9 protein-coding genes are annotated in these 13,939 nt (G+C 34.4%); 4 read left to right on the forward strand and 5 right to left on the reverse strand.

What is annotated here, in order from left to right:
- The 4 genes from HNS38_RS02125 to HNS38_RS02140 all read right to left on the reverse strand — a co-directional run.
- A partial coding sequence (locus HNS38_RS02125) for a hypothetical protein (protein ID WP_216663616.1) occupies window positions 1-3,730 on the reverse strand: 3,730 nt, incomplete at its 3' end.
- Between the two features lie 589 nt (window positions 3,731-4,319).
- Window positions 4,320-4,796, reverse strand: coding sequence for a WbuC family cupin fold metalloprotein (locus HNS38_RS02130; protein ID WP_172284281.1), 477 nt, complete (start codon window positions 4,794-4,796; stop codon window positions 4,320-4,322).
- Window positions 4,780-6,384 carry an O-antigen ligase gene (locus HNS38_RS02135; protein WP_172284279.1) on the reverse strand — a complete coding sequence of 535 codons (1,605 nt, stop codon included), beginning with the start codon at window positions 6,382-6,384 and terminating at the stop codon, window positions 4,780-4,782. The genes HNS38_RS02130 and HNS38_RS02135 overlap by 17 nt, the downstream gene beginning before the upstream one ends.
- A gap of 1 nt (window position 6,385) precedes the next feature.
- Complete coding sequence (locus tag HNS38_RS02140; RefSeq protein WP_172284277.1) at window positions 6,386-8,041, reverse strand: S41 family peptidase; 1,656 nt, start codon at window positions 8,039-8,041, stop codon at window positions 6,386-6,388.
- A 224-nt stretch (window positions 8,042-8,265) separates the two neighbouring features.
- On the opposite strand from HNS38_RS02140, the gene HNS38_RS02145 reads away from it, so the two are divergent.
- Window positions 8,266-9,132, forward strand: a complete 867-nt coding sequence (locus HNS38_RS02145) for a ChaN family lipoprotein (RefSeq protein ID WP_172284275.1) — start codon at window positions 8,266-8,268, stop codon at window positions 9,130-9,132.
- A gap of 6 nt (window positions 9,133-9,138) precedes the next feature.
- Entirely contained in the window at window positions 9,139-9,669 is a 531-nt protein-coding gene (locus tag HNS38_RS02150; protein WP_172284272.1) for a dihydrofolate reductase family protein, read from the forward strand.
- Between the two features lie 85 nt (window positions 9,670-9,754).
- On the opposite strand, the gene HNS38_RS02155 is transcribed toward HNS38_RS02150, so the two are convergent.
- On the reverse strand, window positions 9,755-10,846 hold the full coding sequence (locus HNS38_RS02155; protein WP_172284270.1) for a mannose-1-phosphate guanylyltransferase: 1,092 nt from the start codon (window positions 10,844-10,846) through the stop codon (window positions 9,755-9,757).
- Between the two features lie 198 nt (window positions 10,847-11,044).
- Here HNS38_RS02155 and HNS38_RS02160 point away from each other — a divergent pair, with 198 nt between their 5' ends.
- Together HNS38_RS02160 and HNS38_RS02165 are read left to right on the forward strand one after the other, a co-directional pair.
- A complete protein-coding gene (locus HNS38_RS02160; protein ID WP_172284267.1) occupies window positions 11,045-12,418 on the forward strand; it encodes an MFS transporter in 1,374 nt (457 codons plus the stop codon).
- Between the two features lie 44 nt (window positions 12,419-12,462).
- Window positions 12,463-13,926, forward strand: a complete 1,464-nt coding sequence (locus HNS38_RS02165; RefSeq protein ID WP_172284265.1) for a transglycosylase SLT domain-containing protein — start codon at window positions 12,463-12,465, stop codon at window positions 13,924-13,926.
- The last annotated feature ends 13 nt before the right edge of the window (window positions 13,927-13,939 follow it).

Raw genomic sequence — 13,939 nt, forward strand, 5'->3', positions numbered from 1 at the left:
TATGAGTTCCGGTTATTTGCCCATCACAATTATCAGTGGCTGTTGGTGCTGTTAAGTTAGTCACTTCGCATTGTGCTGTGATATTTGGCAAACTTCCAACATTGGCAACTGGAGCTGTATTATCTGTAATAACTACACTTTGAATTTGGCTACTTGTATTTCCTGCTGCATCTTCATAAGTCCATGTGACTGTTGTTGTTCCTTGAGCCATGATTGGCAAACTGGCATTATGAGTTCCGGTTATTTGCCCATCACAATTATCAGTGGCTGTTGGTGCTGTTAAATTAGTCACTTCACATTGCGCTGTAATATTTGGCAAACTTCCTACATTGGCAACTGGTGCTGATACATCATTAATTGTGATCAAATGTGAGACACTTATGGAGTTTCCGCAATCATCTGTAACCGTGTATGTTCTAGTAATCACCTCAGGATTAGAACCCCCATCAGAAACATCCGACACATATGATACTGAAGGACTTAAGTCGCAATTATCAGTTTCATCTATAACTACGGAAATATCGACTGCAGGAATATCACTTGCACACTGTACGGAAATATTGGCTGGATTTGAAGCTATAGGAGCTATATTATCAAGTATTGTTATTAATTGTGATGTTGAAGCAGAATTACCAACTACATCTGTATAAGACCAAGTTCTTGTAATCGTTCCATTGCAATTGGACCCATTTATGGCTCCATCTACTCCAATAACGGTTCCACTACCGTCACAATTATCTGTCCATGATAAATTCGTCATAGCAGGCACATCGTCGATACAACTTACAGTGATACCTGCTGGTGTGGCTGCAAAAACAGGATTGGTATTATCTGGTATTCTACTTACACTAGTGGAAACAGAACTAGAGCATGAGTTAACATTATTAGCTACTAATAATGTATAATCACCAGCTGAAGATGCAGAAACACTAATTCCATTTGTTGCTCCTGAAATTACTCCTCCATTTGTGACCATCCAATTATAGGAATACCCTGCTCCGCTAGAGGAACCTAATCCACTAATAGTAGCCAATGGGTTATTACAATCAATAGAATGCGGACCATCAACTGTAGCAATAGGTATCTCATTAATCGTCACATTCTGAATGGAGCTATTCCCACAAATACCAGAAATACTATAAGTAACAACATAAGAGCCACTGGTGGATGCACTTAAATCTATTTCTCCAGAAGTACTATTAATAGATAAACCAGCTGTCGAAGAAAAAGTTCCCCCAGCTGTAGTAATATTAGGTGAAGGATCTCCTTCATTTTGACAATAAGAAGTTTGATTATAATTAAAATTAGTATTGGGAATATTATCCAAAGACAAATTAACCATTCCTAGATCTACTGGACAACTATTATCGCCCCATTTTGTCCAAACATCATAGCTACCTGCTGACAAACCAGAAAATGTATACGAGCCTGCATTATCTGAAGAATTCATATATGAACCAACAGAACCATTTATACTAAATTTTATATTGGTTCGATTTGGATGATCTGAGAAGTCAAAAGTAATACTTCCACTATTCGAAGCAGGACACACAGGATTAACATTTATAATACTTGCAGAAGGGTTAGAACGAATATAAACCCTTACTAGATCTGTGCTAACACAACCTGTATTTATATCAGTTACCTTTACTTGATAATCTATAGAAGTGTTCACATTTGGATCTCCTATAGGAGAAACTGAAATATCCTGATTAGTTCCGAGCACAGTAGCAGATCCTTGTATTGTCCACTCATAAGAATACATACCACTCCCATTACTTGGAACACCAGTTAAAACAATAGTTTCATTTTGACAAATAGTTTCATCATTTCCTGCATTCACAGTAAGGACAGGATGTATAGTTGCGATAACAGGAATCCTTGCAGAAATACAAGGCCCATTTTGAGCCTCCACGTAATAAGTTGTAGTTGAAGCTAACCCATTTATAATATATGATGTTCCCGTATGTACAGAAGATCCACCACTTGAGCTTACAAACCAATTAATTGTTCCTACATTTGCTGTTGCACTAATTGTAACGTCGCCAGTTCCACATGAAGAACCTGGATTCGTTCCAGTAATATTTGGCATTTCATATTCGGATACTGACACATTAGCTGTTGCTACACCCACACATGGAGAGCTAGCACTTACAGTATATGTGTAAACCCTACTTCCTGAAGAAATGGCTGGTGACCAAACTCCTCCAGCATTCTTTGTTCCTCCCAATGCACCAAATAAATCAGTTTCAGTTAAAACATTGCCAGAGCAATTGTCTAAAGTTCCATTTGTACCTGCATGAGGAATATTTACAATATTAATTTGTGTAGCATCAGAAATACTCAAACTAGGATCTCCAGGCATACCTCCATATTCTACTACATAACCTTGTGAAGCATAATATCCTGAACTACTAGTAGTGTTAGCTAAGTCATTCCAGGAACCTAATGGTCCAACATTAATATGTGTTACGTGTGCATAATCTTCATTCCCAGATTGATTTGGTTCATTAGGCGGATTCCAAAAAGCATAATTATCAGGTCCCGTTGTTTGACCTCCACTTGACGTACCCCTTCCTTGCCAAAATTGTCTTCCTAATCCTCCATCCTCTATACCCTCAGGACCAGTAACCCAACGCCAAACACCTTCAGTATGAGCATCGGACCCCCCAATCCAACCCACACCAATAGACTGAGTCCCCGCAAAAACACCTTCATCAGCTGATGTTAAGGTTGCCAAATATCCTTCTAAACCAAAATAAGTTCGAGCTGCGGCAGCATCTCTAGCTTGTGTCCATGTAATTAGCGGAGCTGGTACATATTCATAATAATGGCCACTGCTTGGTAAAAAATTTGCATTTCCTACAGTTATTGAGAACTCTCTAGTTCCACTTGCAGCTAGATTAGAATTTGAATAATCTATTGCCTCTATTGCATTTTCAAATTCTGAATATAAAGCAGTAGGGTTTCCATTTAATGTCATTTTACCTTCTACAGCATTCCACGAAGGTGTTATATTAGGATGTGACCCAGATAAGGTTAATACATCTTCGCCACTAACATAACCAGAAGAAACTTGAACATAAACAGTTGATGTTCCTGTACCTGATCCTGTGATACTAACAGATTCAGCAATAGCAACAGAGTTCCCAGAGGATAAACAAAAATCTTGATCGCCAGTAGCTGTTATACTTGCAGGTGACAATGTAACTTCAAATTTTACATCATCAATCCAAGCTAAATCAGAAGAAGCCCAATCATTTCCATCCTTCAGAAATCTAATAGCCGCATTAGCAGACTTTTGATCCCCAGTCAAGGTATAGTTAATTGTTCCGCTAGATGGAGAACTATCAATAGTCCCAATAGTTTCCCAACTACTAGAGGTATTATTATATAATTGAACTGCCAAAATTCCTAAACCTATACTCGAACTATTATACGAAAGCGATAAGGTAGCTTCTGAACCTGCTGGAATAGATAGAGAACGTTGTATTGTTTCAGTCCAGATATAGCTAAAGTAAAGGCGACCATTATTTATATAAATATATGTGCCAGTAGGACCAAGATCTGTATCAACAGTCTCTGACCAATTATTTAGAAAATTGTTGGTTCCATCATTATTGCCATAATTTTGGGACCCAAAATTATCGATATAAGTTTGTGTCTGACTAATGGCCTGATGAATAAATAAACTTAAAAATACGATTGCAATTAGTACCCGTGCTTTCATATGCGAATTAATTTCAATAGGTTTAAAATACAATATTGAATTTCGATTCTCCACCATACAAATGATCAATAATCTAAATTCATTACTCTCTGTGGTTATAATCTTGAGTTCTTCCGTATATAATAATTCTCAAGCAGTTATTAACAAATTGTTGACAAGCTGCTAAAGACCTAATAATCATCTACTCAAATATAATTTTAAGTTGCGCACGTATATGAAATTAAGTCACAGAAAATGAACAGTCTAATGTTGACAAAGGGAAATAAAGGATCAACACAATTAAGAATACATCTAACTAATGTATAGAGAGTTATGCTTACTTTTGGACAATGTCCAGAAGATGTACACCAAAGAAATTAAACATTTTTGAATAATTGAAATAAAAAATTACATCTCTTGATTTTTTATTATTTGGGAATCAATCATGAACAACCTATATCGAGTATACTATGTAGTTTTCAACAATTTTACCCTCTAATAAAATCTCGAAACAAATAGAAAAAGGCACAGAAAAGACAATTTTTTCGCAATCTTTATGGGCACAAAATAAACAGGATATAAATGAAATATTAGTTTAAACCGGAGGTATTTACCTGAGGATTCCAATGCTTTTTAACAATTCCTCCTGATATTGTTTTGCTTTCAAAGAGCTATCCAGAGGAGCCCAAGAAGCAAAATTATCTCGTGATATTGGAGCAAATGGTCCTTTCTTAACTTCATAAATCACAGTTCCTGATTCTAATGAAATCAAAGTATGCCAAACCCCACATGCCACTTCTCCTCCATAGGTTCCGTTTTGAGGTTCTATTATCATATGGGATAAAACAGAACCATCATCATCAAATTCTATAAGTACTAGCTTCCCTCGTAACACCAAAAACACTTCTTCCTTATCAGGATCCTGATGACGGTGTGGTGGTAAATATGTTTCAGGTTCTAATGCATTTAAGAGTCGTTGGATAGGATCATCTAGTTGAGGGTGGAAATTATAATTCATGCGCTTCCGTTCACTATTCTTTGCACTTTCTGTTAATCTATCAAGAAGCTTTCTATCGATTTTGATCATTTGAAACAATTTTATTTTGGATATTTTCATGAGGCACTATTATCAAAAACAAACAATAAAAAAACACATAGAAGCTAAGTCCTGCTTGTGTCTCAATTGTATCTTCCGTTAACATAGAAACCAATAGTGTTATAAAAAATACCATAAAAAACAGATCTTTATATGCTTTTAAATACAAGACCGGATAAATAAGAACGAAAATAAACCACAAAAAGCCTAAAACTCCAAGACCCACCCATATACTCAAATATTGATTGTGCGTTCTTAAGCGCCATTTTAAATCTAATTTTGAATCAACAGAATCGTATTTATCTTGAAAAGCAATATTCATATCTCCAGTACCTACACCAATCCAGAAATTATTTCTAATAATATAGCTAGCTGTCTTCCAATATTCTATTCTCTGCATCACACTATGACCGCTAGGATCGCCAGTACGAATATAATTATTATATTCCAATAGAATCTTCATTAAACGTGCGTCTATACCAAAACCCTTAGTGTAATTTACATTTGCTATACCATTTTCAACATTAGCTACATCCTCTTTAGTCAAGGACATAACGCCTTCCTTATCTTTTCGTTGATCTATTGAGGTTAAATATCGTATTAGCGTATACTTAATCATTTGCCCCCGACTATCTAAGCTATCATATTTTATCTCACTTCTTGAATTCCATTCTTCTCTTAGTTCTTTTTCTTGAATATATGCATAAACATATTTACCGTTTTCTGTACCCAAATCTAGCCTATGATAATAATAATGACCCGATGGACTCCACTTATCCAAATTCTCAATATCTAGTTCCTCAAGCTTTGTATTCTTTTCATAAAAGTCAAGTAAATAAAATCCAATAAACAGAGGTAAGAAAAATACAATTGACCACAATAAAATTTTAATAATGATTTTTTTTACCTTAATTGCAACAAACATGAACATTCCAAGCAATAATACAGCAAATACAACGATACCAGTAAATGCTTCTAGTTTTAATAGGAAAAAAAACAACCATCCAAATACAACTATAGCAGATATCTTACCCATAAAACCCAATTTTTGCTTCCAAAGCAGAATGACAATAAAAAATAAGGCCAAATTCAAATTAAGACTAAAACGAATATGGGAAAAAACTTCTCTACTTATCAAGTCTCTTATCACTTCCTGAGAATTATAATGTTCTACAAACACATAAAGTGATATCATAATCACAGAGCCTATAAATAGCTTTAAAAGCGTATAAAGTTTTTCAGAATTGATTTTCGGGAAAGCACTAAACATAAATGGAATAATAAGGATAGGAACTTTGGTCCGTAGGTCTTTCAGAGCGTAATCTATATCCGTAGAGTAGAATACCCCAATGAAGTGGATAACAAAAAGAGAAACCATTAATACAGCGACTCTATTATTTATAAAGGCGCTCCATTTCTTTCTGTATTGACCATGAGCTAACCATAGAACTCCGAAAGCCATTTGCGACATACTCATCAATACACGAGACGAAGGGATACTAACTACCATTAATGCTAAAGCCCAGAACAATAGCTTCTCATATAACGTATCACTAATTAAACCCTTTTGAAAACCCATATTATTTGTTGGCGTCTATTTTTAGAATCTTATTATATTCTTCGATGTTTGAAATTAGCGATATAGCTTTTGCGATTGCTCTATCCTCATAGAGGTTGGCTACAATAACACCTTTTGTATAATAATAGCGACTCACTAAATCTGTTTTAAGAATTCTGATTATTTCATCTTTATGCTCTTCTATCTCGTTTTCCTTTTTAGCATCTATTTTTTGTTGAATCTGTTCACAAATCTCCTCCAAGCCATCATACAAACTATCAGCAACAATTTGCTTTTTTATCTTGTCCAACTGCAATTCCAACGCTGACTTATATGATATATCCTTACCTTTAAGAAAAGTCAAGAAATCATTCCAAATCACCTCAGAAATCTCAAATTCATCAGCTGCTGCAATACTATCATGGCTTAGTCTATATTCGGTGCAAAAGTCAAATATTAGAAATTTATCAATTAAAGCCTCAGAGATATCACTAAAGTCTTTAGGTGACAAGATAACATCAGGCTTAATGCCGCGACCATCATAAACAGTGCGCCCATTTTTTGTTTTGAAGGCTTCCAACAAAGAATCATTTACAAGGATTGCATCTCCATTTTTATCCTTATGAGAGTAATCAATGGCCTGAATACATCTACCACTAGGAATATAGTACTTAGCAATAGTAACTTTAAATTGAGAATTAAAGCTTAAGGGCAATACACTCTGAACCAAGCCTTTTCCATAGGTTCTTTCCCCAAGAATAACCCCTCTATCTAAATCTTGAATGGCTCCACTTACAATCTCTGAAGCTGAGGCTGAGTTTCTATCCACTAAGAATACGACTGGCATTTCCAAATCAATGGCTGATTTACGTGTTTTGTAGATATAGTTTTTCTCTCTTAATCTACCTTTTGTTCTAACCACTTCTTGACCATTATCGATGAAAATATTCAAAATATCAACAGCCTCTCCTATCAAGCCTCCTCCATTTCCTCTTAAATCGAAAATTAATCCCTGCGGATTATTCTTTTTTAATTCCAAAAATGCTTTGGCCGATTTTGATGCCGCATCTTTAGTAAAAGAGGTTAAATTAATATACGCATAAGCTGAATCCAACATTCCATAAAAAGGGATATTATCTACATTTAAATTCCTTCTGAGCACTTCTTTTATAATAAATTCTGTAATTCCCCATCGTTTAAGAACAATTTGAGTTGGTGTTCCAGGCTGCCCCTTTAATAATAGGCTAATTTCTTCATCTGTTAATTCGGATAGATCTTGACCATCGATACTTATAACCTCATCACCAGCCAACAAACCAGATTCTACAGCTGGAGAATTACCTTCTAATGATGCTATTATAACTTTATCATCTCGTTTAATTACACTGACTCCTATTCCACCATATTCTCCGGTGGTTAAGAATTTCATATCCTCAATTTTACTTTCCGGAATATAAATAGTATAAGGATCTAGAGATGACAACATAGCATCCAATGCAATGGTATTCAGCTCTCCGGGATTTATTTCTTCAACATAATTATTGTTAAGCTCCTTTATAAGTGTAGCATAAATATCTAAATTCTTTGATATCTCAAATGCATGTGATTTATTTTGTGCTACAGCAATTTGTGATAGCAAGAGTAAACTACTTAGGAATAATGTAAAAGTACTGCGCATAGATTTAATTTTGTACAAAACTCGGTTTTTTTAAACAATAAATCAAAAGATATATTGAAGATATTACACCATATAAAATATAACGTCAATATGTGAAAAATAGTACTTTAATTATTAATGAAATATATGCAGGATTATTTTTTAATTTTTTCGGCAAAGCATTGGATTGAAACTAGAAATTTAAAATAAAAAAATACCTTACATTTGCTAAAAACAAAACCTATATGAAACGATTTCTATTATTTATTATCCCACTAGTAATACTATCTATTGCATTCAAAACGGATAAACCCTCCTATCAAATTTTCAAAAAAGACGGTAAAACCATCAAATATCAAAAGATGATAAAATCCATAGAGGATGCTGACATTGTAATGTTTGGAGAATTACACAACAACCCGATATGCCATTGGCTGCAACTTGAATTAACAAAAGATCTTTTTGATGTAAATGGAGAAAGCTTAGTTCTTGGAGCAGAGATGTTCGAATCGGATAACCAAATTATTATTGACGAATATTTTGCAGACTTTTTTGCAGCAAAAAAGTTTGAAGCAGATGCTAGATTATGGCCAAATTACAAAACTGATTACAAACCATTATTAGAATTTGCCAAAACAAATAATTTAGACTTTATAGCTACAAATGTCCCTAGAAGATATGCCAGTATCGTTCATAAAAAAGGATTTGAAGCTTTGGAGGAATTACCAGAAGCTTCAAAAGTATTTCTAGCAGAAATCCCTATTGTTTATGATGCTGAATTACCTGCTTACAAAGAAATGATGGAAATGATGAAAGATATGGGTCACGCCAATGAAAACCTCCCTAAAGCACAAGCCATTAAAGACGCTACTATGGCTCATTTTATCTTAAAAAACCTAAAAGAAGGTCAGCAATTCCTTCATTATCATGGGACCTTTCATAGTAATAATTTTGAAGGAATAGTATGGTATCTCAAGCAAGCCAATCCTAATTTAAAAATTGTGACTATTGCAAGTGTAGAACAGTCTGAAATTGAAAAACTAGAAGAGGGAAATTTAAATCTTGCTGATTTCATTCTTGCTGTAGACGAAGACATGACAAAAACTCATTAGGATATTTTGAGAAAACTTAAACTATATATCACTACTAGCTTCGACCATTATATCGCTCGAGCCAATGGCGATGTAAGCTGGTTAGATTTACCAGAATATATAATTGAAGGAGAAGACTATGGCCGTCAAGATTTTTATAATTCTATAGACACCACTATCATGGGTCATACTACCTATAAAATCATTAAAGGCTTCAATAAACCATTCCCCTACCCAGACAAAAAGAATTATGTTTTTACTCGTCAGCAAGGTTTAAAGGGGAATAACGATATAGAATTTATCGAAGAAGACATTGCCTCTTTTGTAAACAGGTTGAAAAGACAAAATGGCAAAGATATCTTTCTTGTTGGAGGAGGACAGGTGAATCAAATCCTTATCAATTATAACCTTATTGATGAAATTATATTAAATATAATCCCCATTATGTTAGGGCATGGGGTCAAACTCTTCCATGGAGTTATCAAAGAAAAAAAACTGAATTTGGTGGAAAGCAAACATTATACTAATGGGGTTTTGCAACTGAAATATGTGAGATAAACCTATATTTTCCAACCTTTTTAATAGCACAAAAAAAGCTCTGATTTTTTCGAGATCAGAGCCTTTTAATACAACTATTTTATGTTTAAACAAATTTATCGCCCTTAGTAGCCTTCACATCATTCACAATGGTTTTGATGCTTTGTTCATCTGTTTTCTTGCAAACTAACAGGATATTATCTTCATCAACCACAATGTAATCATCGAGACCTTGCAAAACGACCAACCTATTTCCTTTTACATTTACAATGCTATTTTTAGTATCATAGGTCATCACATTCTTACCGAGTATGGTGTTTTCATTCTCATCCTTATCTCTGATGGCATACAAAGAACCCCATGTGCCTAAATCGGACCATCCAAAATCAGAACTCAGAACATATACATTTTCGGCACTTTCCATTACTCCGTAGTCAATAGAAATGTTTTTACAAATAGAATAGGCGTTTTCAATAAACAACTCTTCACGTTCTGTATTATACATTCCCATACCTTCTTTAAAGATATTACTCACATCGGCTAAATGGGTATCAAAAGCCTTTTGGATACTCTTTAATGACCAAACAAATATTCCTGCATTCCATAGGAAATCTCCACTTTTCAAAAACTCCTTAGCTAATTCTAACTTTGGCTTTTCTGTAAAGGTTTTAACCTTATGGATACGCCCATCACGATCGTCTTTTAAGTTCTTGTCGAACTGAATATAACCATAGCCGGTATCAGGTCTGCTTGGTTCAATTCCTAATGTAATCAACCAATCATTATTGGCTGTAGCCTCTAATGCAGACTTAATGACTTCAACAAAAACATCCTCTTTTAAAATAATATGATCAGATGGCGCTACAACAATATTTGCATTAGGATTTATAGATTGTATCTTATAATTTGCATAAGCAATGCAAGGCGCTGTATTTCTTCTAGCAGGCTCACAAAGAATTTGGTCATATTCCATATCTGGAATTTGTTCTTTTACCATTTCCCTGTACAAATCATTGGTGACTACATATATATTTTCGATAGGACAAACTTTCCTGAAACGATTAACAGTTTGTTGAATTAATGTTTCTCCAGTTCCTAATACATCAATAAATTGCTTGGGGGTAGTAGTGCGACTCATTGGCCAGAAGCGGCTTCCAATACCACCTGCCATGATTACACAAAAGTTATTTTTATTCATTTTTTGTTTTTTAAAATCATAAAAGTGAGAACTAATTCTGCTCTATAAATTTAAGTATTTTTTTCAAAACTACCAAATTTTAAAGAATCCACTGAGAAAATAAATGAAATCAGTATTATGCCTATATTAGATTTAAACGAAGCTGATAACTTTGAAAACTGAAATAAAATTAATTTATACGAACGCAAAACCTAAGGTATGAAAAATCAGACTTTTCTGATTATTTCAATCAACATTGCAGCATTAATGGTATTAATGGACCTTTCTGCTATTAATATTGCCTTGCCTACCATTAAAGAATACTTCGATATTTCAGTCACCACAGTTTCATTAATTCTAATGTCGAGCATGTTAACTGCTACTGGAACTGCTTTAATCATGGGAAAGTTTATTGAATCCCAAAATTCGAAAACGATTCTAACGACTGCTTTTTTATTATTCGGCATCACCACCACAATCACCTCTCAAATTTCAAACTTTTACTGGCTCATTCCCATTCGCTTTATTCAAGGGATAGCGGAGGCTGCTTTATATGTGAGTGGTCCTGCATTAATCAAACAACTTGTAGCAGCATCAAAACAGCAAAAAGAATATGGAAGATGGATGATGAGTTGTGGATTAGGAATTAGTTTAGGGCCATTAATAGGAGGTCTACTTATCCACTCTTTTGGTTGGCAGACAGTTTTTCTAATTAACCTCCCTTTGTCAATAATCGGAATCCTCTTTGCATATCAAATCAAAATCGAAAATCCAAAGATAGACCCAAACAAAGTTGATATACTCGGTGGTATTTATAGTTTTTTATTTTTAGGTTTCTTTATCTTATTCTTTAACCTTGTTACATCTTCCAGTGTCAATGTACTAAGTAAATTGGGTTCCGCTTCTGCTAGTCTTTTATTCCTGATTCTATTTATCAAACAAGAAAAAACAAGCAGCACGCCAGTTCTGGATTTAAAACTATTTAAAACCATCAACTTTCGACAAGCCAATTTAGGTTTCCTCCTCTTCTTTTTAGTGAATATAGGAAGTCGATTTCTCAGGCCTTTCTATTTTGAAGAAACTAGATTTTTGAATCCTAGCACTTCAGGAATTTTAATGATGGTTTCCCCGAGTGTAATGCTGGTATTATCATACTTCAGTCATCTTTTTAGGAACTATTTCAGCACCAGAAACATGGTCATTCTTGGGAATATTCTATTAAGCATATCCATGCTGATGTTCAGTTTTTGGAATACCGATTCTAGTATGATATTCATTATTGTTTCAATGGTTATACTAGGTTTAGCTATGGGTTTCTATTATCCTGCTACTACACAAATAGGCATGAAAAGTCTTCCACAGGGGAAACATGGAATGGGGTCTGCAAGCATTTCTATTAGTAAAAGTATAGGTAAACTGATGGGTGTTTTATTATTTGGCTTATTTTTTCAAGTTTCCTTTGAGTTTTTCTCCCATCAAAACCTAAGCTACTTTCTTATAAAATCTGAAGCGATTCAACTAGTATTTACTGTTGCTTTCGGCATAAGTATATTAAACACCCTCCTATCTCTAGGAATAAAGAATGAAAAGTAAATAAAAATACCTATTTTAGTCAACTCAAACAATTTCATTATTCAATGCTCAGGGGACTATTTAAATTTTTCATATTCACGCTTCTACTAAGTCAGTTTACGGCTTGTGAATCCCCGATTGTAGCAAAAAAGGAGCCCAAAACACCTAGTTCTCATGTTAAGAAAAACCATTTAAAGAAAATACAAGAGAAAGGAAAAATCGTTGTTAGCACTGATTATAACAGCCATGGTTACTTTATTTATAAGGGAACACCAATGGGTTTTCAATTTGAATTACTAAACTCTTTTGCTGATTATTTAGGGGTGAAATTAGAAATCTCGGTTAGAAATGATCTCAACGAAGCATTATTAGATATTAAGCTAAAGAAATGTGATTTATTAGCCATGGATTTAGCTATAACAGCCAAACGCAGAAAAAGCATGCTCTTTACCGAACCCATTTATCAATCTAGGCAGGTATTGGTTCAAAAAATGCCTGATAATTGGCGAAAGATGCAAACTTGGGATGAAATTGAATCTCACCTCCTAAGAGATGCCATTGATTTACAAGGAAAAACAGTACATATTCAAAAGGGATCCGTATTTTACAATAGGCTCAACCACATCAACATAGAAACCGGAGGAGATATCCTTATCATTGAAGATGACCTTTCAGTGGATGAGTTAATCGAGAAAGTAGAGAATGGTGAAATAAAATATACAGTTTGTGACAGTCATGTGGGCGCTATTAACAAAAAGTACCATAAAAATATTGATATTGAAACAATGCTAGGAGCATATAGCCAAAATTTAGCATGGGCCCTTCCTCTTGGTTCCGATTCATTACTGCTTGAAATAAATCAATGGCTAAAGGAATATAAAAAGTCTAAAGAATTCTATTACGTCTACAATAAATACTTTAAGAATTCTCGTACCACAATGATGGCAAAAAGTGAGTATAACAGCAACCAAGGAGGAAAGATTTCACCCTATGATGAGCTCATCAAAAAGTATAGTGAAGATATCAATTGGGATTGGAGACTATTAGCCAGTTTAATATATCAAGAATCAAAATTCGACCCAAATGCAGAATCATGGAGTGGTGCTTTTGGCCTCATGCAAATGATGCCACAAACAGCTGAACAATATGGTGTTTCAGATTCCTCGGCACCCTCTACTCAAATTGAAGCTGGGGCAAAATACATCAAACTAATTGATCGTCAACTAGAGCCTTTAGTACCCGACAGTAATGAAAGGAAGAAGTTCGTTATGGCTTCCTATAATGCTGGTTTGGCACATGTGTTAGATGCACAACGATTGGCTAAAAAATACAATAAAGACCCCGAAAAATGGAACAATAATGTTGACTATTATTTACTCAATAAATCAAATCCCAAATACTATCAAGATACGGTAGTTTATTATGGGTACTGCAGAGGCTCTGAGCCGTATAAATATGTCAATGAAATTTATGAGCGTTACCAACATTATACCAATTTAATAAAAGACAGTATCGCCCCCCCAAATTAAGCAATACACTTTT

Source organism: Lentimicrobium sp. L6 (assembly GCF_013166655.1).
Classification (GTDB): Bacteria; Bacteroidota; Bacteroidia; order Bacteroidales; family UBA12170; genus UBA12170.

Excerpts from the sequence above, each read along its gene's own strand:
- HNS38_RS02145 (WP_172284275.1), top strand. The coding sequence starts at position 8,266 with ATGAAACGATTTCTATTATTTATTATCCCACTAGTAATACTATCTATT.
- HNS38_RS02140 (WP_172284277.1), bottom strand. The coding sequence starts at position 8,041 with ATGCGCAGTACTTTTACATTATTCCTAAGTAGTTTACTCTTGCTATCA.
- HNS38_RS02135 (WP_172284279.1), bottom strand. The coding sequence starts at position 6,384 with ATGGGTTTTCAAAAGGGTTTAATTAGTGATACGTTATATGAGAAGCTA.
- HNS38_RS02130 (WP_172284281.1), bottom strand. The coding sequence starts at position 4,796 with ATGATCAAAATCGATAGAAAGCTTCTTGATAGATTAACAGAAAGTGCA.
- HNS38_RS02160 (WP_172284267.1), top strand. The coding sequence starts at position 11,045 with ATGAAAAATCAGACTTTTCTGATTATTTCAATCAACATTGCAGCATTA.
- HNS38_RS02155 (WP_172284270.1), bottom strand. The coding sequence starts at position 10,846 with ATGAATAAAAATAACTTTTGTGTAATCATGGCAGGTGGTATTGGAAGC.
- HNS38_RS02165 (WP_172284265.1), top strand. The coding sequence starts at position 12,463 with ATGCTCAGGGGACTATTTAAATTTTTCATATTCACGCTTCTACTAAGT.